The sequence below is a fragment of the Planctomycetia bacterium genome (assembly GCA_016795155.1).
Lineage (GTDB): Bacteria > Planctomycetota > Planctomycetia > Gemmatales > HRBIN36 > JAEUIE01.
In genome coordinates this window covers 69,668-90,062 of sequence record JAEUIE010000053.1, presented here as the reverse complement: position 1 = coordinate 90,062, position 20,395 = coordinate 69,668, and the positions used below count along the sequence as shown (strand labels likewise).

Sequence of the window (20,395 nt, the reverse complement as noted above, 5' to 3'; positions counted from 1 at the left end):
AACCAATGTGAGATTAGGCATGAAAGCTGCGTGAGAAGTATAAAACTCCTTCATCTTCACTCTTTATCTCTAAACCCTATTATAGCAACGGTACCCGTTTATTGTTGGCTAGTCGAGGTTCAGTAACGTGGAATTTCTTTCCAACTTATTAAGCGTTCTTATCTTCATTACCAGTGTGGTTATGATTCTATTGATCTTGATTCAACGAGGTCGTGGAGGCGGTTTGGTTGGAGCACTGGGTGGTTCTGGTGGATCAAGCCCGTTTGGTTCACGAGCTGGTGATACATTTACCCGCGTTACCCTGATTATGGCAGGTGTTTGGATGTTCCTGATCATGCTGCAAATCTGGGTCCGACCAACTTAGCGATCTAAAATTAAATTTGGTCACATTGCCAGCGCTAAAACCTGTTCAAACTAGTGAAAAGCGCCATTGTCATATTTATTGAGGAACCAAAGTGCTCCTTAGCATGACAGGGTTTGGAGAAGCCAGAATACAGGCCCAAGATCTGTCCATCTCGATTGAACTGAAGTCTGTCAATAATCGATTTCTCAAAGTCATCATCAAGTCATCCGAAGCCTATCAACGTCTTGATACCGAGATTGATCGAATGCTTCGAGAAACCCTGAAGCGCGGTACCATTCAGGTGCAGATCCAGGTTCACAGGAAACCTCGGCCTGATGACTATCAGATAAACGTCACTGCGTTACGTACTTATCACGAACAGTTGCGTCAGCTTTCAACCGATGAGGGATTGCCCAGTGATATCACCCTGGCGACTTTATTAACCTTGCCTGGCGTTGCAGAAGAAGAACCTATGCGTTCTTATGAAGAAGACCATTGGGATCGGATTGAACCGATATTGAAGGATGCATTGAAACGACTTCAAATCATGCGCGCTGAAGAAGGCACAAAAATGGCGCAAGAACTACAATCGCTGAACGCATTTTTGCATGATCGACTTAAATTGATCCAAGCACATGCACCTGAGGTAGCCAGAGAATATCACAAACGACTGCACGAGAAACTACAGAATGTACTGTCAGAGTACGCCATATCACTTGATGCAGGAACACTGGTTCGGGAAGTTGCCATCTTTGCAGACCGCAGTGATATTCATGAAGAGATTACCCGATTAGGAAGCCACCTTGAGCAATTTAATGTGTTTTTGAATGAAGCAGAAAGCACTGGCAGAAAACTTGATTTCCTCATTCAGGAAATGAACCGCGAAGTAAATACGATCGGATCAAAAGGAAATGATATTCTGATCACCCGTCATGTGGTAGAAATGAAAGGGGCAATCGAGAAAATGCGGGAGTTGATTCAGAATGTCGAGTAATGCTCCAAGTCAGAGTTCCCCCGGTCGACTGATTGTCCTTTCAGGTCCCAGTGGCAGCGGAAAAACTACGCTTATCCGTGAAGCATTGACTACTGGCGATTTGCCCCTGCGACTAGCCATTTCAGCAACTACACGCGAAGCCCGACCCAATGAAATAGATGGGGTTCATTATCATTTCTGGACGTCCGAGAAGTTCCTTGATGCAATTCACGCCGATTTGTTTCTCGAACATGCCAAAGTGTATGGCCATCACTATGGAACCTTGCGGTCTGAAGTCGATCCTTATTTATCCCAAGGCATCAATGTATTGTTGGAAATAGATGTGCAAGGTGGCATACAAATCAAGGAGCAGATGCCAGGCTGTGTGATGGTCTTTCTGCGAGCATCAACACCTAAGGAATATGAGCGACGATTGCGATCGCGTAATACCGATAAGAAAGATTCCCTTGAAAAACGGCTGGAATCTGCACTAAATGAAATTGCCATTGGAACTCAACAATACGAGTTTCAGATCATTAACGATGATCTGTCTGAAGCTGTTCGTGACTTCCGTAATCTGATCAACAGTTTAGGCAAAAAAAGCCAACCTAAGCTTACAACCATATGATGAAATAGTCTGAAACAGAAGGAGACATTGATCGATGATAGATGAACTGAAGGAAGAAGCGATTGTGAATAAGGTTGGTGGACGATTTAAGCTGTCTACCCTGATCCAAAAGCGATTGACCATGCTCAGTGCCGGCGCCAGGCCTCTGGTGGAAGTACGCGGTGGTGAACGTATGCAGATCGTCATTCAGGAAATCCTGCAGGAAAAGATTTTCCTGGACAGCACGGGGAATGTTGGCACACGAGAAGATGAAGTAGATTTGTCTCTTGCCGCAACAACCGATGGACTTGATGATTGATTTAAAGAATACTTCAAGAAGCCTTCATCGCTCACCATGAAGGCTTTTTCGTTTAACTGGAACGATGAATAATCCTCTGCATGATTGCATCCAGCGTTTGTGCCGATAATGATCGTGGAAGTTTCTGTAGCAATTCTCTTGCTCTTTGAACATGATGCTCAGCCTGCTGTTGCGCGTAGCGAATGGAATCGGATTCTTCCAGAAGTTGTCTTAACTGAAGCATGCCTTCAGCATCAGGAGATTCAAGTATTTCCTTTGCTTGATCACTTGCCGAGCTACCTTGCTGAAGCAGGTGAATTAACGGCAGAGTCAGTTTCTTTTGGAGAACATCCGTTCCGAGTGATTTCCCCGCAACACTTTCATTGCCCATGAGATCAAGTACATCGTCAGCAACCTGGAATGCGATTCCCAGATGACTACCGAATGATTTCATGGCAGCAATAGTTGCTGCATTGGAACCTGCAAAATGCGCCCCCAATTCACTGCAGCAGGCAGTTAATGCTGCTGTCTTGCCGTCGATAATCGAGTAGTAATCTTCCTCTGTGAGATTGAGATTACCTTGCTCACCAATCTGCCTGAGTTCCCCTTCGCACACCTTATTGGTTGCTTCGCCAATCATCTGGCAGGCATAGGCACTGCCCGTTTTACTGGCGAGATGAAATGCATGGGTGAATAGCATATCTCCCAGGAGCACGCTGCTGGCGTTGCCCCAGCGTGCATTGATGGTTGCAACATGACGACGCATGTCGGCTGAATCGAGCACATCATCATGCACCAGCGTGGCGGTGTGTATCATCTCTACCACCGCAGCAAGTTTCAAATGTTCGGATTTTACACCACCACATGCCTTGGCTGTCAAAAGCAGTAGCGTGGGTCGTAGCCTCTTACCACGATAATGACCCAAATGAGTAATCAGATCGCTGACATAGGGCGCACGCGTATCCAGTTCTAATTGAAATATCTGTTCAGCCTGTTCCAGTTCCTGGGCAATCGGAGCATAGATAAAACTGTCGGGACGGCTGTTGGCAGTCTCCCCTGGAGTAATCTCTCGCACCATGGCCTCCTGCATCGCTGCCGAGGGCATGTTCATGATCTTTCCCTCAATTCGCAACTTTCAGATTACATTGAAACTTTATAAAACTGGGGACTTTCTGTCAATGACTGCAGCAATGCGGTTCATTACCAACGTCTGATGATGTAAGGAAACTGGCCTTCCTGAGCATTGGCTATTTCCACCAATAACTGTGACAATCGATTTACCATTATGGAAAACAACTTCTTCCCTTTTGCTGCTGTTGCGGCTTTGGGGTTTCCATCACCAGTATCATTTGAAAGCGTCGCCCAATCACGAGGACACCATACGCCTGGTGTTGAACTCAAGACTGGCAATTGGCTGACAGCGGTTCTACCTTCACCGGCTTGTTCCAACGGCATCACCCAGTCTGGAGTAAGGTGCAGCATCAATGACGTTTCAAATTCATCGGCATGCCCCATTCTGGCATCTTTCAAAATTGATGACAGTTGATCCGCAGCGAGTTGATAACCATTGACCAGTACGATGAAGATGGGAATGTCCAGCATGACATCTCTGATCATCGATTTAAAATCGTTGCCACCATGAAAATTCAGTACAACCAGTCTGTCGATCTTCTGTCTGATAAGGCTATCGCATACATCATGCAACACCAATTGTTGAGTACTGCCTCGCATCGTAATGGTGGCAGTCTGAGTCAACTGAGTATTGTTGTTGCCAAAGGGAATAGTGGGCAACACGATACATGGAGCATTGTTTGAACAGGCATGTGCTACAGCCTGAACTGCAAACTCGGTTGCTTCAATCGTATCAGTACCGTGTGGCAGATGCCAGTTATGGGCTTCGGTAGCACCCCAGGGCAGAACAGCAACCCTGGGCTTTAATTCCAACGTTTGTCGAAAGGTAGCTTCGTGCAGAACATATGGCCGTGGCGACATTGAGATATAACCTTGAAGATGGCTATCCTCCAGAATATCAACTATCCAAAGCGACCTGTAATGTAATCGTTGGTATCACCCACTAACGGAGAGGTGAAAATGCGACTGGTGACACCAAACTCGATAACTCTTCCTAGATACATAAAGGCAGTGTAGTCGCTGGTACGTGCTGCCTGCTGCATATTGTGCGTCACGATCAGAATGGTGTAATGCCCGCGTAATTGTTGCATCAGATCTTCAATTTTGATCGTGGCAATGGGATCCAAGGCAGAACAGGGTTCATCCAGCAAAAGCACTTCAGGATCGGCAGCAATTGCTCTGGCAATGCATAATCGCTGTTGCTGACCACCAGAAAGCGCCAGTCCACTTTCATTCAAACGGTCTTTCACTTCATCCCAGAGAGCTGCCCCTCGCAGGCTTTTCTCACAAACTTCCTCAAGTACTTTTTTGTTGCGCTCCCCATCGATTCTCAATGGATAAATGACATTCTCAAAGATGCTCATGGGAAACGGGTTGGGTTTTTGAAATACCATGCCCATGCGCTTGCGTAATTCGATTACATCGACAGAACGATGAAAAACAGAATCGCCATTCAGACGCATGTCACCCTGCGTGCGAACGTTTGCGATCAGATCGTTCAGACGATTGACGGAGCGGAGGAGAGTTGATTTGCCGCACCCAGACGGACCAATCAAGGCTGTGATCTTGCCTCGCGGAATTCCCAGACTGACATTGTAGAGCGCCTGTTTTTCGCCATAGAACAGGTTGAATTTATCTATGTTCAAGACAATGTCTTCTCGTTGCAGCTCAGGATGTACTGTGGTCTCTATGGGTTCACCACTAACTATAGCCTGTATGCGGCCCGTAACCATCTTCGTTCCGGAAGTCGGCAGTTTTGCAGCAGCTGGCATAGTGGTAACTGGCATTGGTCTACCTTAGAACTGATTAGCCAAGTATTTTCGGCGAAGCCTATTTCGTAACCACATGGCAGAGAGATTAAGAAAAGCTATCAGCACAATCAATAACAATGTCGTCGTAAACACCATGGGCTTGGCGGCTTCACTATCAGGGCTTTGAAAGCCAACATCGTAGATGTGAAATCCCATGTGCATAAAGCTGCGTTCAGGATGAATGTAAGGGAAGACTGAATCCACAGGAAGCTCTGGAGCAATCTTCATTGCACCAACCAGCATCAATGGTGCAACCTCGCCTGCTCCGCGTGCCATGGCCAGGATGGTGCCTGTCAATATGCCTGGCAATGCTCTTGGCAGAACGATACGTAGAATTGTCTGCCATTTGCTAGCGCCACATGCATATGAGCCTTCCCTCATGGATCGAGGCACTGCTGCCAGCGCTTCTTCTGTTGCAACAATTACCACAGGGACTGTGAGTAAGGCAAGGGTTAATGAAGCCCAAAGCAAACCACCCGTTCCAAACGTAGGGCCAAAGACCTTGCTCGCAGGATAAAACAACTGATCAATCGTTCCGCCCAGAAAGTAACAAAAGAAACCCAAGCCAAATACGCCGAAAACAATACTGGGCACACCAGCCAGGTTATTGACAGCTATTCGATTCGTGCTGACTAAGAGTCCGGGCTTGGCATATTCACGAAGATATAGCGCAGCCAACACGCCGAAAGGAACCACAAAAATAGTCATGATAATGGTCATGGTCAGTGTTCCCCAGATGCAGGGAAAAACGCCGCCTTCGGTGTTGGAATTACGAGGATCGTCTGAGATAAATTCTTTCCAACGGCTGAGATAAACGCCCCATTTTCCTGCAGTACCAAGCTGATTAGCTGGAAATGCTCGTACCACCTCACTCAGGTTAATTTGCTTGTCAACACCTTGAATTGTTTGACAGACGATCGCATATCGATGACTTTTTTCGCCAAGTTCTACCAACTGCTGATTTATCTCACTTTGTCTGGCCTGTTGCAGCTTGATGGTTTCCTGATATTGCGTTTGTGCTTTGGCGCGTTGTTGCGAATCTAAACCATATCGAATTTCCTGTTCTTTCACCGCAATCTCGGCTTTCTTGACCCGATGGTTCAACAATCCGAGTTCTTGCTTGTTCAAATGTTCAATTTGCTTCACCAGTTTCACGATCGCATCATGATGTTCCTGAAACAAGCGCCAGGCTTCTTCGGGCTTTTCAGTTATTACTGCTGTTCCATCGATGAATTTCTGGAGGATGCCGAAAAATCGACCCTGATTCGTGCGCTCGATCAACAATGCCCATGGAGGCAACTCGGTCTGCTTCATTTCAAAATCGCTGACCCATTGATGATGCGTTTGAGTAATGTCGTAGTTGCCTGTTCGGATCAATTCCCGTTGTGCAACTCCATAGTGATCCCTGAGATAATGTGTAGCCAATTGCCGTGTGGCTTCTGTCAGTTTATTTAACGCACTTTCATCGGGTTGATAACTTTCCTGCCTGACAACCTCACCCATGATGCGTGAGCCATCAAGAGTAGTTATGGCCACTATGGGAGCAGGCCAGAACGTCGGCAGGCCGTAACGGAGGATGATGTAGAGCAAACCCAGAATCATCACGAGACACATCACCAGGGTTCCACCGAACAACCATACCCACGGCTGGCCATAAGCCATTTGGGATGTACGGATCGATGATGTGCGTCTGCTGTTGGCTCGGATGAGTGCAGGCAACTCTGCAGTACTGATCGGTTTATTTCCCGTAAGAGAACTCATAGTTCGAAAGCCCTCTTTCTAAATCGTTGCCGCATTGATTCTGCAATAGTATTCAGCAGAAATGTAAATACAAACAGGGCTAAGGCAGCAAGGAACAAGGTTCGATAGTGAGTGCTCCCCTGCACTGCTTCAGGCAGTTCCACGGCAATGTTGGCTGAGAGGGTACGAAATCCATTGAAAATATTCAGATCGAGCACAGGTGTATTACCGGCGGACATCAGAACAATCATGGTTTCGCCAACCGCTCGTCCCAGTCCCACCATGATGGCAGAAAAAATCCCGCTCATGGCAGTTGGTATCACAATTCTTGATGCAGTCTGCCAATTCGTTGCGCCACAGCCTAGCGATGCGGAACGAAGATGATCTGGGACGGATGATAACGCATCTTCTGCTAGTGTGTAAATGATTGGAATGATGGCAAAACCCATCATTAATCCCACCACTAATGCGTTGCGTTGCCCATAGACTCCCAGAAAACTATTGCGTGGATCACACCCCACAAATGCCAGTAATTGCGCTGCCATCCAGGCCAGGCAGCAGGAGAAAGCAACCCCAGCAAAAAATTTAAACAAATTAAGGTACGCTTCTCTTGAAGCACTCAAACGTTTTGCGAACTGACGTATCAAAGGGTTGATAAAGGTATCCATCGCAAAAATCGAAAGAATCCCAGCCAGTGGCATGAAAAGCACAAACCATCCGCTGGCACTTTTATGATCTTTCTGCTGCAACCACTGCTTGAAATTTCCATCAAACAGAATGTTTTCGATTAAGGGTGAAGCAGTCACTGACAGCCATAAGGAAACTGGAAGCACCAGAACGATGAAAATCCACTTATACCCATGAAGCCAACGCTGCCATTTCTGTGGAAAGGCATGCCACAGAAATCCTGCCAGAGCGAAACATACAGGTACCAGGAGAAAGGCAATAATAATGGTGGATATGACATGTTCGATAAATGGTGCAATCACCAAAGCACCCAGAAAGCCAAGTACAACACTGGGTAAACTTGCCATGACTTCAATCGTGGGTTTAACGACGGAACGCACCTTGGGATGCAGAAATTCTCTGGTGTAGATCGCTGCACATAATGCAAGTGGTACACCAATAATCAGTGAGTAAAAAGTGGCTTTCAATGTGCCAAATATCAAAGGCCACATACCAAACTTCGGTTCAAAAGAATCATCACCACTTGAAGATTGCCAGACATGTTCCGGAGTTGAATAGCCTTCATACCAGATGGGTCTGATCAATGAGGTATACGATATCTCAGGATAGCCCAGTTGAATTCCCCAACGAGATAAACCTCGATCACCAAGGGCAATGAGCCCATCTTCTTTGGGAGCAAATATCAATCGGTGCGGAATATTGTGCTGAGATTGGTCCAGATCAAGTAAATGCAGTTCATTGGTCAGATTAAAAAGTTTGACAACACCATTAGCATATGCCGCTGCGAATACACGTGATCTCGCAGAAGCAGCCAATGCATGAACTGCACCCTCAGTTGAAGCAATGTGGTGTGCCGCGATGAGTTTACTACCATCTCCTTGAGTGTATCCTTCAGGCCTGATGCGGAACCAGGCTTTGATGTCACCACTTGAGTCGCCTATTAACAGCGATGCTTTGCCGATCATGAATTGGACAGCTGTTACACCCTGACCGCTATTCACAAGATTTATTTCTTCTACTTTCTCTAAGTCAGTGATTTTTTTGGCATTGATGCGCTGCAAAATACCATTTTTCCAGATCAGGTAAACATTATCGCCCACACCATTCATCAAGGCATATTCTGGCAAACCCATTCCGGCAGGAGGTTGTATTGTTATTTGCCCGCTAAAAAGTTCTTTTTTGATTTTTCCGGTTATGAGATTTTTCGTTTCGGCTAATTCACTAATTCGTAGTATCCTATCGTTTGCGACAGTACAGAATACCGGACCATTTGTTCTGACCGACAGATCAATTTTGACAATAGGTTGCCCTTCTGCAACTTTTGCAGGTGGATCGAACGCAGCCTTCACTTCGTATCGGGTTACGCCACTGGTTGCATTCCGATGCAATAACCCTCCTTCATGAACAACTGACTCATTTTGTCCCAGGGTTTTGGCAGTAGCTGGTAAACTGCTTTCATCGAGAAGTCGCGATTCAACAGTTACTTTCCCCAGTTGAACTGTTCCATTCTGCAGTCCCACTGCCAATTGCGGTGATCGATCTGGAGAAGAAACTGCGGTAATTTTGCTTCCCGAAATTAACTGGGTTGTTGAAATCGTTTGGCCGTTATCTACTCGGAAAACAGATAACTCCCCAGACTCTAACAAAACCCATCCCAATTGCTGATCGCTGCCTATTCCCATTGCAATTGGTTTACTTTTCCATTGTGGACTAATGATAGGCTCTGCTTCAGCTTTTGCACTTTGGAATAGCGGAACCACTACCCAGACAAGAAAAACACACACCAGCACAATGGCAATGATGGTTCCCATGCCACCCAGTGTAATCATGATCCGTGAAAGGATTTCACCCAACCGGACTGAGAATCTGGTTTTGCGTTGTCGGCGATAGCCTGAAAATGTGGGAGTCGATGACTCCATTTATCGATCCATGATCGTACAGAGTGCAGGGACAGACACCAGCAGGGTATCTGTAACATCATTATCCGAATCATTGCAATGGTTTCACTGAACGAATTGTGAAGATATGGCGAAGATCGTAACTAATTGCTGATACACAATTTACGCATCATTTCCAAATTTATTTCATCCCATTCTGGCCCGTCGGGACTTTTGCCTTTAGGCGTTTCCATGATCTTGGGTAGTTCGGAAAATCTCTCATCGCTAAGAATGTTCTCTAAGCCAGCCAGCCCAATTGCTCCCATTCCCAAATGTGCATGCCGATCCACTCGGCTGCCAAGACCTTTGACACTGTCGTTAACGTGCAGCATGGCTAATCGATCCAAGCCGATCTCGCCATCGAATTCCTTCATGGTTTCCTGGTAATCTGAACGAGGGGACAATGCATACCCTGCTGCAAATATGTGGCAGGTATCAATGCAAATATCAACATTTCTACCTTTCCTGGCCTTACTAAGCATCCGACCCAGTTGCTGAAAGGTGTGGCCAACACTTTTGCCCTGTCCTGCAGTCGTTTCCAAGAGCAGCCTGGCTTTCAGTTTGGGTATATTGGCTAATACAGTGTCTATTGCTGCTGACACTCGGTTGAGAGCAAATTCTTCTTCCGCATCACTCGCTGTGCCTGGGTGAACAACCACATATTTCAAACCTAACTGATCTGCTCGAATCAATTCATCAGTTAAAGCAGCAACTGATTTTGCCCACAAGTCATCATCTCGACTGGCCAGGTTAATCAAATAAGAAGCATGGGAAATCGAGCAGGAGATTCCCGTTTCCTGCACGGTGTTGGTAAACGATTGAATGGAGTCTGGCGAAAGAGGCGGTGCAGACCATTGCTTATTGTTCTTGGTGAATAATTGACAGGCGCTCATCCCAAATGACTTTGCTGCCAGAAGAGCCTGGAATGGCCCACCAGCCGCCGACATATGTGCTCCTAAACAGGGCATTATGATAATTCTCAACAGTTTAGAGTTCTTGAATGCGTTATGTCACTCGTTAAGTTATGATGCTGAGGGATGAACTGCTCCTTACTTTTCGAGAATTTGACATGCAACTTCATCGACGTGAGTTATTGGCGACAACAGCTACCCTGACATCTGGCGCGTTGCTGTACACCCCTTCGCAGACACGAGCCATGCAGGAGCACCATCGAAAAAACCATATCAAGCAATCCATTTGCCGCTGGTGTTATGGCAAAATTGATTTGACCAGGCTCTGCGAGGAGGCTGTGAAAATCGGCTACAAGTCAATTGAACTGCTTCTGCCAGATGAAATACTGAAGATCAAGAAACATGGTTTAACCTGTGCCGTAGTCGGTGGGGCAAACATCGTAAACGGCTTGAATCGGGAAGAGAATCACAGCAAGATTCTGAAAGAGCTCCGGGAACGTATTGAATTTGCTGCTGCTGAAGGCTGTCCAAGTGTTATCTGTATGTCAGGCAATCGTACTATTAAGGGGCAAACGGTCTCCGATGAAGAGGGGTTACAGACTTGTGCCAAGGCACTCAAAAAGATTATTGGATTTGCTGAAGAAAAGAAAATAACCCTGGTCATGGAAGGGCTCAACAGTAAACGCGATCACAAGGACTACATGTACGACAAGACCGAATGGGGTGTCAAACTTTGCAAAGCAGTTGGCTCGCCTCGATTCAAACTGCTGTACGACATCTACCACATGCAGATCATGGAAGGTGATGTGATCGAGACCATCCGGAAGAATAAAGAGTTCATTGGTCACATTCACACCGGTGGTGTGCCTGGTCGGGCAGAAATCGATGAATCGCAGGAGTTGAATTATCCTGCCATCATCAAAGCCATACTGTCCACTGGCTATGAAGGCTATCTGGGTCAGGAATTTATTCCTCGCCGTGATGCATTGCAATCGTTAGCACAAGGCTTCCGCATCTGTGATGTATAAAAATGCGTGAACCGAAATTGACATTGGTGAGTCAGATGGGTATGGTTCATTAATGGATCGCACGGACGTCGTGCGATTGACTAGAGCCCGCAGGTGTGAGACTGGTTCCTGCACTGGGCGGGGAGGCCTAGTCCGAAAAGGAGGTGACTCTTGAGTAATGGTAACCAGAGGCGGTAAGCCCCAGGAAACCGACGGGTTGCCTTCGGCAAGCCGCAAAAACGTAGAAGTCAGGGGTGCGTATCTACACCCCTGACTTTTTTTGTTTCTATCTGAGAATCGTAGAGTACCTCCTCGTTGTTTCACTGCATCCAATTACAATATCTGCATGAAAGTGAATGATGTCTGTATTGTTGGTGGCGGCGTCATCGGCCTGACTCTGGCATATCTATTGGCCAAAGAGCAGGTAAAAGTCACGTTGATCGACAAGGGCGATCTGGGGCAGGAAGCATCGTGGGCCGGAGCTGGAATTCTTCCGGCAGGTAATCCCCGACGTGCCAAATCGGCCATGGGCAAACTCAGAGCGCAGGCTGTTTCCTTCTTTCCCGATTTTTCCCGTGAACTGCTTGAATTGACAGGCATCGATAATGGCTATTGGCAGTGTGGCGGCCTCGAATTACGTTCCAATGCTGATGAATTGGAAAAGAAGAGGCTACAGCAACTCGCCCAGATTGAAAAAGGCGAGGGATTAAGCTGCGAAGTTCTTTCGCACAAGCAACTCCATCAACTGGAACCTGAACTTGCAGGCGTCCTCCCCGGTGCAGTTTATTTTCCAGGTGTTGCTCAGATTCGCAATCCTCGTCATTTGAAAGCACTGGTTGCAGCCTGTGAAATCAGGCAAGTGCACTTCGAAAGATTCACCCCTGCTCTTTCAATGAAGTTGGATAAAGAACGAATTACAGGAGTACAAACGTCGAATGGTCTGATTCCAGCGGACAAGGTTGTCATTGCTGCTGGCACATGGACCACGGGCATCCTGGCTGAGCTGCAATGGAAACCTGCACTCAAGCCGGTTAAGGGGCAGATTGTGTTGCTCAATACAAATCAAATGCATGAGCAAACTCAACCCATTCTGCGGCACATCCTGCTCATGGGACATCGATACCTGGTTCCGCGAGGGGATGGACGAATTCTGGTGGGTGCAAGCGAAGAAGATGTTGGCTTTGACAAGACACCCACGGATGATGTCGGGCATGCATTACACTCTTTGGCAACGCAAACCATTCCAGCATTATCGCATGCCAACATTGAACATCATTGGGCTGGATTACGGCCATGTAGCACTGATGGCAGACCATATCTGGGACAGGTACCCGGCTACCAAGGCCTTTATGTCGCAGCAGGTCATTTTCGTTCAGGTCTGCAACTTTCCATTATGACTGGCATTTTGATGCGTGATATGCTTCTTGGTCAGCCATCCATTCAGGATATCACTCCGTATCGACCTGATCGGCCAGTAACTCAGCCTATTCCCTGGATAGCACACGCCCAATGACGCCTAACACTTCAGCAGATACAGCGCATCAGTTAGCAGCCGATCTGACCTGGCTCGAAGGCTATGCTTCTCAAAGGGAAGAACTTCACAGCGCAGTGATACCATTACGACTTTCAGCAGCACTGTTGCGCAATCAGATTGCCCCCTTTCTGAATGGCAGAGCATCACACCCTTTGCACATCGCAGTAGTAGGCGGAGCTGGTACAGGAAAAAGTACCATTGCCAACTTTTTGATTGGTCGTTCTGTAGCAGAATCCAACCCACAAGCAGGCTTTACTCGACATCCGGTAGCATTGGTTGCTGCAGAATCATCGGTAGGGTCAGTATTAACGAGCGGCATTCTTGGGCCTTTGCAACCCATTGCAGGTCCCTGCCCTTCCGACCGTGATGAAGACGTATTTCAAGTTCGGGAAGTAGCGTTGCCTGATTCTTCGCCTCTTGAGCCGTTGCAACATGCTGTCATCTGGGACTGCCCGGATATGACAACATGGAAGGCCAATCAGTATCAAACTCGTCTGGTGGAAACCATTGGGCTGGCTGATCTTGTCGTCTATGTTGCATCGGATGAACGCTATAATGATGCTTGGCCTACACAATACTTGCAGTACATCCTGCAAACCGGCAAACCGGTTATCGCATGCCTGACAAAAATGCAGGCTAATCAGGTCGATCCGTTGCTCAAACACTTCCGTGAACAAGTCATTGCCCAAATTCCTGAATGTATCGGCATCACCCATGTGGTGGCGATGCCTGCATTAACGCCTTCTGAACAACTTGATCCGGCTGGAGTTGGCTCCGTTCATCGCAAATCCGTTCTGGAACCGGTTCAATGGTGGCTGAAGCAGCCCCACAAAACCAGGTTGGATAGCGTACACCGTGCCGTTCGGTTTCTGGATCAGTTTCAGGAACGGCTGTTATTACCAGCGCAGCATGATCTGAAAGTGGCTCAAGCCTGGGAGCAACAGGTAAAAACGGGTGAACAGACTATGCTGAATCGCTACCAGAATGAATATCTGGCAGGCGAACAGTTTCCGCATTTCAACATCGCCATGCTGAAACTGATGGAGATGCTCGAATTGCCAGGTGCAGGCCAATACCTGAGCAAGATGATGCATTTCCTTCGAAGCCCGTATCGTTGGGTCAAAAACTGGATACAGAAACCTTCCGAGGCTGGTCCCCAGGAAGTGCAGATTCTGCAATCGACTTTTCAGGGCTGGCTTGATCGACTTCGTTTGAACGTGATCCAACAGGATCAGGGAAATCCTGTGCTACAGGCTTTGCGAAATGCATTCATAGGGCAGCGGGAATCTCAGTTCATGGAGAAGTTCAATTCGCAAATCCAGTCCTTTATTCAGCAACAATCGATTGAAACTGAGAAAACAGCACGGGCTATCTATGAAGAATTGGGAAAGCAACCTACCGCATTAAACACCTTGCGCGGACTTAAATTCAGTGTTGAAGCAGCCAGCGTTGCCGGAGTCGTGTTTACTGCAGGTACTCATTTTCTCCTCTATCCACTGCTGCTGCCCCTAGCGGCATCGTTAACCCAGGGATTAACTGAAACGCTAGGGAAAAAATATGTCGATTCCGAGCGGGAAAAAGCAAGGTCGCGACAACTCGTGGTATTTAAAGAAATCCTGACAACTCCTCTGACTGTTGAACTGTTGAAGTGGCCATATAAACTGGTACCTGAACTGACCGAGTTAAAATCAATTACTGCAAGACTGCCTGCCAGTATTCATTCTCTGCAGCAGACTCTTGCCAGGCAGGAGGCGGCATGAGCCAATCTGCCTTTGACACTATTTCGCTACACCTGGGTGAACTAGAAGAAGAACTGACTCGCTGGATTTCACGTCCACATCGATGGAAAGTTAAACCTGAGCAATTAAGCAATGGAAAAGAACTTGCCAAAGATCTGAAACGACAAGCCAATGAACTGGCTCAAACCAGGCCGATACTCATCATCATGCTGATGGGTGGCACCGGAGTTGGCAAATCAACACTCTTGAATGCACTGGCACAAGGAACCATTGCGGAAGCTGCATTTACCAGGCCCACTACTCGTGAACCTATTGTCTACCTGCATGAATCAATTGATGACAAACGCTTGCCTGAATCACTGCGGAACTGTCGTCATATCAGGCATAAGCAGCCTTCGCTCGAACATAAAATTCTAATAGATACTCCTGATCTGGATAGCAATGAAACCATGCACCGAGACCGATTGGAAGCAGTGCTGCCTGCTGCTGACATCATTCTTTATGTTGGTTCACAAGAAAAGTACCACGACCAGGCTGGCTGGGATTTATTTCTGAAACATCGTGATCGTCGAGCCTTTGCTTTTGTGCTGAATAAATGGGATCGATGCCTCGCTGAACACTCCACAGGATTGCGTCCCGACGAGGATTTGCTCCGGGACTTATCCGCAGCGGGTTTCTCAGAACCATTACTCTTTCGGGTGTGTGCCCAGCAATGGCTGAATGCAACACAAACTCTGCATGAAGGCGAACAGTTCCAGGCACTCCGAGCCTGGCTGGAGAATGGACTCAATCAACGTGAAATGGAAGCCATCCGCACCAAAGGGATCGAACAACTTCTCGTCCAAGTCGATTCTTTGTTAAGCAAAGCAGTGCCACCAGATGCTGAACAATCTGCACAGGCAACGCAATCTGCGTGGCAAACAATAGTAAAACAGGAAGTAAACCAACAGATCGATGTGATTCTGGCGGGCATGGCCCCTCACCAAAGGCAACTTCAGCAGCGTTATGCTGATTACCTTAGTCATCCATTCAAAGGCATGATGGGTTCGTTTGTCAGCCTGCTTCAACTTGGACGAATGCGTTGGCTGAAAGGGAGTTTACCACAATTGCCTGCTTCCACCAGTGAACCAGGGGTCAGCGATCTGACTGGTTTCGCAGCATCCTGCGTGCAGAAAAGTTATCAACAAAGCCTGTCAGCAAGGAAAGAGGCTCTGACTGATCGACTGATTGCACGTGCAGATGAATTGCAATTGCCAGTACATCAGCTTGCTGAAGAAGTTCAGGCACATTTGAAAGGAATCACTGAAGCAACATACTCTGACACGTTGAACAAAGTACTGCTTAAAGCTGAAAATGAATTAGCAGGCCCTGGATCATGGCGGAAGCGCATGGCACCGTGGTGGACCTGGCTGGGGCACCTCATCCCCCTCGGGTTACTAATTCTGGTGTTTGTCTGGCAACTCTATGCCAAAATTGCTGGCACGATGTATGTATCTTTTACTGATTTGATCCTGATGCCCTTACTCGCAACAATTCTTGGGATGCTGCTGCTTTATTTCATTTACCAATTCCTGGTGCCTGTTTCGTGGAAACGGCTGGCCCACCATTGTCGCGAATCGCTAGAGCATGAATTGGAGCAGCGTTTCATGACATCGCTCAGTGGGCTACCACGAAAGCAGGCGACTCTCCTTAAGGATGAACGTCAGCAAGTGCAGAAAATGCTCGAAAAAACGACTGTTACCAGAAATCTGGTTCGACAGCAGGAACTAACTTCCCAAGTCGCCATTCTTTACGCGCAGTAGAATAATATGAGTAACTTCAGTGAGGATTGTTTCTGCAAATGGCAAAAGATTATTACGACGCGCTCGGGGTTTCTCGTTCGGCATCAGAAGGCGATATCAAATCGGCTTATCGTAAACTGGCACGGCAATTTCATCCAGACCGCAACCCGGGCGATAAGGCAGCAGCAGAGCGCTTCAAGGAGATTCAACAAGCCTACGATGTGCTCAGCGACAAGAAGAAAAAAGAACAGTACGATCAATTTGGTCCAGGTTTTGAACAGATGGGAACTGGCGGAGGCTATCCGGGTGGTGGCTGGAGCACCAGTGGCGGACCAGGGGAATATCAGAACATTGATCCTTCCGCATTTCAGAGCATTTTCGAACAGATGATGGGTGGAGGAGGCTTTTCTGGTTTCAGCACGACCGGGCAATCAACTGGGAAAAAAGGACGCGGGCGAAATCGCAAGGTTCCTCAGGATGTGGAACAGGAGATTTCTGTAGATTTTCTGACAGCAGCCAAGGGTGGAACGGTTGATCTGGGACGATTGAAAGTCGATATTCCTGCAGGCTTTCCCGATGGAAAAAAGTTGCGAGTGCGTGGACAAGGTGAAAACGGTGGCGATTTATTTGTTATCGTTCACATTCAGCCCCATGCCTACTTCAAAAGAGATGGACAAAATATCATTCTTGATGTTCCTCTCACCATCAGCGAAGCAGGTTTAGGCTGTAAGGTTGATGTGCCGACTCTCGATGGTACTGTAACCATTACCGTTCCTGCAGGCACCTCGAGCGGTCAACGGCTTCGCATTCGAGGCATGGGATTGGCAGGAAGCCAGGGTAAGGGCGATCAATATTGCGAAATCAAAATCATGATTCCTAAAAGTATTGGAGCCAAAGGCAAACAACTTCTCGAAGATTTCGCCAGGGAAGAACCTCTTTCGCCTCGATCAAACCTTGGCTGGAAAACCGTTTAACCAACAGCGACATCGACATGGAACAGAAACCTGACCAAAGCTTTCGTCCTGCCGATCGACTTCGAAAATCGCATGAAATTGAAAGTGTGCTGAAAAAAGGGAACAAAGTGCGAGGCAAGTATCTTGTTCTATATGGACTAGCTAATTCTCTCGGACATCCCAGGCTTGGGCGTGTCATCAGCAAGCGATGGGGCAATGCCGTGCGACGCAATCGCATCAGGCGCTGGTTGAGAGAAGTCTTTCGCAGACACAAATCAACCATCCATGCCATGGATCTGGTAGTGCTGCTTCACAGCAATCATCAATTTAGTTATCAAAGAATAAGCGACGATTTTCTCCAACTAGCTGAGAGAATGAAGCATAAGATTAACTGCATGCCTGCTGAATAAAACTATGGTGACTGTTTCAGTTTCAACTCAAGGTAAGCACGCCGTTCTTCTCGTTCTAGACCTAGCGATTGCGCCAGTGACTGAATGCACGTTAATGCTTCAGCTTTGTCACTTTCGGGCACCAGCAACTCCAGTTCAATAAATGTGCCCAAACCCTCGACTTCATCCCAGGATATGGTGACATCTTTTTGTACTGTATGAAAATAACGCGTTCTATTCTTTCGCACTTCAATGGATGGGATATATCGCAGATCGAGCAAAATCTGATGCATCCTGGCTGCTGAACCTGTTGTCAGTTCAACTTCATGCTCTTTTCTCACTTTCCCTTGCGAGCCTCGCTTGGGTCCTTTATAAGTCAAATAACCATTTTCACCGATCTGGCGAATGCGCAAGGCTTCATCAGTCTGGACAAAGTCGCGGTCTGGCGCATTGTAATATCGATCTACTTCGTGTTCAGTTCTGTCTGCATGAAAGCCCAATTGCTTCAATTGCATTTTTGTTTCTGCAGGATCAACAACAGGAAATTTCATTTCAACTTCAAGCATAATTATTCTTTAACCCGCTCCGCCATGATGCCTGTGAGCCCTTCACGCCCCAAAAGAACCACCTTACTTCCTATTTTCAGCTCATAGAGATCATCTAATGGTTGATGACTTACCATAAGTGCTTGAGCGCCCGGTAGCAGACCCAGTTCCTGCCAGCGGCGAAGACGATCGGGATGTTCATCCGGGACCTCTCGCACAACCATTTTATCACCAGGTTGAAAGGTAGAAATGGGCAGCAGACTGCGACAAGTGATCTGTCCATCGCGGCTGGGGATAGGATGACCGTGTGGATCCTCAACAGGCTCACCCAGATAATGTGCCAAGGCTTGTTCCAAGCGAGGCGAGATGGCATGTTCCAGCGCCTCAGCTTCTGCGTCGATTTCGCTCCAATCAAGTTTTAACACCTGGTGCAGAAATAATTCCACTAATCGATGTCGACGAATAACCCGCCTGGCTTCAATCGTTCCAAAAGCAGTTAGCCTTGCTCCCTTTCCCGATTCGTATTGAATGTAACCTAGTTCCGACAATCGCTTCAGCATTCCTGTTACTGAAGGCGCTCTGACATCTAGGCGGACTGCGATGTCAACTGGAGATACCAACCGCTCTGCCCCTCCTAATCGATGGAGGGTCTTGAGGTAGTCCTGCACAGCTTTTGACGGAGGTGTTGAAACTTCCTCCATGTTTTACATCCCTGAACGCTGGTTTCTACTTTATGAAAGTATGGTTCTTCTCTTCATTTGCGAGTGCCTGTTTCATTCCAGTAAATGACCACGTTACCCGTCGCCCGCCCGACAGCAACGATATCTGGCTTACCATCTCCATTGAGATCTGCCACGGTCAGATCCTCCACAGCTACTGATCCAGGTCCCACTTGTTTCATAGTCCACTGGTTCTTACCCCGTTTATAAAGTCTCACTCCACAAGGGAATTGGGCATTCAACGTGTCACGGATGCCTGTGATCAGTTCATCTTCTCCATCACCGTCGAAATCTGCCCAGGCGAGGGCGTGTCCCCATTTGAGGTCCTTATCGATTACATACCTCTTCCATGGTTTACTGAGGTCTGTACCTGCAGACTGGTAAACGACGACCTGGTTGCCATGCCAGGGTTCGATGGTGGCAATAACAGGCTCCTTGTCTTTCAATCGTCCCAATCTGATTTCGCTTGCTCCACGATTTTTGCCAGGCTGAGATTGATTGCCTTCACCAATGCGAACCGATTTGATCGAGTTGCCAGAACCTGTCAGCTTTTCATGATCGAAAAGTGTAACACCTTCGTAGCTTGCTGTAAGGAGTCTGTTATTGCCATAGCCTGTTAGGTCAGCAACATCGAAATTATGAATGACATGAAGAGACCGATCGTATACCGTTGAATTCCAACGCTCGTTTGCAGGTTTTTTCGGAATGGAGTATGACAGAATCTCAACAGGTTGTTCGCTCCAGTTATTCGCTGCTGAAGAACCACGCCCCATTAATGGAATCACCATCAAGTCATGGTTTAGCTGCCCACTTAGCCTGGCAAAGCGTATCCGATGAATTGTGGGAATATCATCCGCTATCAGATGCATTTTCCACGGTTCATCCAGAGTCTTCCCACGTTGTAGCCATTGCAGCGTCCCCCCTGATTTGGTGTTGAACGGCTTCCAGTCAGCAGCCAATGCGAAATCAATAAGCCCGTCACCATCAATATCGTGGGCAGCAATACTCACATTATCGGGCTTGGTTTGCCCTTGAATAATCGTATGCAGTTTCCAAGTGGGATTCTCAAACCAGATTACCCTTTGTGCATCTGCTACCACGATATCTGGCTTTTTGTCATGGTTCACATCAGCAATAACCACGGAGTAGCCTACCTTCAGGCTGCGATCTATCTCCTGAGAGCGAAACTGTATTGGTTCCTGGCCCCAAAGTGATGGCGTCAGGCTGCAACTGAGAATCAGTAATGGAACTATCTTGAACGCTTTCATGATTACCTGCTAACAGGAAGTC

At 47.4% G+C, this 20,395-nt stretch carries 19 protein-coding genes; 10 read left to right on the top strand and 9 right to left on the bottom strand.

What is annotated here, in order from left to right; genetic code table 11:
- Positions 1-181: 181 nt before the first annotated feature.
- The 4 genes from secG to JNJ77_18080 all read left to right on the top strand — a co-directional run bounded on the left by secG (position 182) and on the right by JNJ77_18080 (position 2,242).
- Positions 182-364, top strand: a complete 183-nt coding sequence (gene secG / locus JNJ77_18095; protein ID MBL8824505.1) for a preprotein translocase subunit SecG — start codon at positions 182-184, stop codon at positions 362-364.
- Between the two features lie 103 nt (positions 365-467).
- A complete protein-coding gene (locus tag JNJ77_18090; protein ID MBL8824504.1) occupies positions 468-1,337 on the top strand; it encodes a YicC family protein in 870 nt (289 codons plus the stop codon).
- The gene (gene gmk / locus JNJ77_18085) at positions 1,327-1,944 is read left to right on the top strand and encodes a guanylate kinase (GenBank protein MBL8824503.1); all 618 of its coding nucleotides are present in this window, start codon (positions 1,327-1,329) and stop codon (positions 1,942-1,944) included. The genes JNJ77_18090 and gmk overlap by 11 nt, the downstream gene beginning before the upstream one ends.
- Before the next feature lie 34 nt (positions 1,945-1,978).
- Positions 1,979-2,242: a DNA-directed RNA polymerase subunit omega gene (locus tag JNJ77_18080; protein MBL8824502.1), complete on the top strand. Its 264-nt coding sequence runs from the start codon at positions 1,979-1,981 to the stop codon at positions 2,240-2,242.
- Between the two features lie 52 nt (positions 2,243-2,294).
- On the opposite strand, the gene JNJ77_18075 is transcribed toward JNJ77_18080, so the two are convergent.
- The 6 genes from JNJ77_18075 to JNJ77_18050 form a co-directional block, all read right to left on the bottom strand.
- Positions 2,295-3,299, bottom strand: coding sequence for a polyprenyl synthetase family protein (locus tag JNJ77_18075; protein ID MBL8824501.1), 1,005 nt, complete (start codon positions 3,297-3,299; stop codon positions 2,295-2,297).
- A gap of 122 nt (positions 3,300-3,421) precedes the next feature.
- Positions 3,422-4,213 carry a creatininase family protein gene (locus JNJ77_18070; GenBank protein ID MBL8824500.1) on the bottom strand — a complete coding sequence of 264 codons (792 nt, stop codon included), beginning with the start codon at positions 4,211-4,213 and terminating at the stop codon, positions 3,422-3,424.
- Positions 4,214-4,254: 41 nt separating this feature from the next.
- On the bottom strand, positions 4,255-5,085 hold the full coding sequence (pstB, locus tag JNJ77_18065) for a phosphate ABC transporter ATP-binding protein (protein ID MBL8824499.1): 831 nt from the start codon (positions 5,083-5,085) through the stop codon (positions 4,255-4,257).
- A 63-nt stretch (positions 5,086-5,148) separates the two neighbouring features.
- Positions 5,149-6,825, bottom strand: a complete 1,677-nt coding sequence (gene pstA / locus JNJ77_18060) for a phosphate ABC transporter permease PstA (protein MBL8824498.1) — start codon at positions 6,823-6,825, stop codon at positions 5,149-5,151.
- A 95-nt stretch (positions 6,826-6,920) separates the two neighbouring features.
- Positions 6,921-8,723, bottom strand: a complete 1,803-nt coding sequence (locus JNJ77_18055) for an ABC transporter permease subunit (GenBank protein MBL8824497.1) — start codon at positions 8,721-8,723, stop codon at positions 6,921-6,923.
- 908 nt (positions 8,724-9,631) lie between these two features.
- Positions 9,632-10,495, bottom strand: coding sequence for a deoxyribonuclease IV (locus JNJ77_18050; protein ID MBL8824496.1), 864 nt, complete (start codon positions 10,493-10,495; stop codon positions 9,632-9,634).
- A gap of 101 nt (positions 10,496-10,596) precedes the next feature.
- Between JNJ77_18050 and JNJ77_18045 the strand changes: the two genes are divergently transcribed.
- The 6 genes from JNJ77_18045 (at position 10,597) to rnpA (ending at position 17,862) form a co-directional block, all read left to right on the top strand.
- A complete protein-coding gene (locus JNJ77_18045; GenBank protein ID MBL8824495.1) occupies positions 10,597-11,466 on the top strand; it encodes a TIM barrel protein in 870 nt (289 codons plus the stop codon).
- 325 nt (positions 11,467-11,791) lie between these two features.
- Positions 11,792-12,958 (top strand): glycine oxidase ThiO, encoded by a 1,167-nt coding sequence (gene thiO / locus JNJ77_18040; GenBank protein MBL8824494.1) that lies wholly within the window; start codon positions 11,792-11,794, stop codon positions 12,956-12,958.
- Positions 12,955-14,739 carry a GTPase domain-containing protein gene (locus JNJ77_18035; GenBank protein MBL8824493.1) on the top strand — a complete coding sequence of 595 codons (1,785 nt, stop codon included), beginning with the start codon at positions 12,955-12,957 and terminating at the stop codon, positions 14,737-14,739. The genes thiO and JNJ77_18035 overlap by 4 nt, the downstream gene beginning before the upstream one ends.
- Positions 14,736-16,520, top strand: coding sequence for a 50S ribosome-binding GTPase (locus JNJ77_18030; GenBank protein MBL8824492.1), 1,785 nt, complete (start codon positions 14,736-14,738; stop codon positions 16,518-16,520). Before JNJ77_18035 ends, JNJ77_18030 begins: the two co-directional genes overlap by 4 nt.
- A 38-nt stretch (positions 16,521-16,558) precedes the next feature.
- A complete protein-coding gene (locus tag JNJ77_18025) occupies positions 16,559-17,473 on the top strand; it encodes a J domain-containing protein (protein ID MBL8824491.1) in 915 nt (304 codons plus the stop codon).
- 17 nt (positions 17,474-17,490) lie between these two features.
- Complete coding sequence (gene rnpA, locus JNJ77_18020; protein MBL8824490.1) at positions 17,491-17,862, top strand: ribonuclease P protein component; 372 nt, start codon at positions 17,491-17,493, stop codon at positions 17,860-17,862.
- A 2-nt stretch (positions 17,863-17,864) separates the two neighbouring features.
- On the opposite strand, the gene cyaB is transcribed toward rnpA, so the two are convergent.
- Genes cyaB through JNJ77_18005 form a run of 3 tightly spaced genes read right to left on the bottom strand, consistent with a single transcriptional unit; the run spans position 17,865 to position 20,373 of the window.
- Positions 17,865-18,392, bottom strand: coding sequence for a class IV adenylate cyclase (gene cyaB, locus JNJ77_18015; protein ID MBL8824489.1), 528 nt, complete (start codon positions 18,390-18,392; stop codon positions 17,865-17,867).
- A 17-nt stretch (positions 18,393-18,409) separates the two neighbouring features.
- Positions 18,410-19,087 carry a metal-dependent transcriptional regulator gene (locus JNJ77_18010; protein MBL8824488.1) on the bottom strand — a complete coding sequence of 226 codons (678 nt, stop codon included), beginning with the start codon at positions 19,085-19,087 and terminating at the stop codon, positions 18,410-18,412.
- A gap of 53 nt (positions 19,088-19,140) precedes the next feature.
- The gene (locus tag JNJ77_18005) at positions 19,141-20,373 is read right to left on the bottom strand and encodes a VCBS repeat-containing protein (GenBank protein MBL8824487.1); all 1,233 of its coding nucleotides are present in this window, start codon (positions 20,371-20,373) and stop codon (positions 19,141-19,143) included.
- Positions 20,374-20,395: the final 22 nt, after the last annotated feature.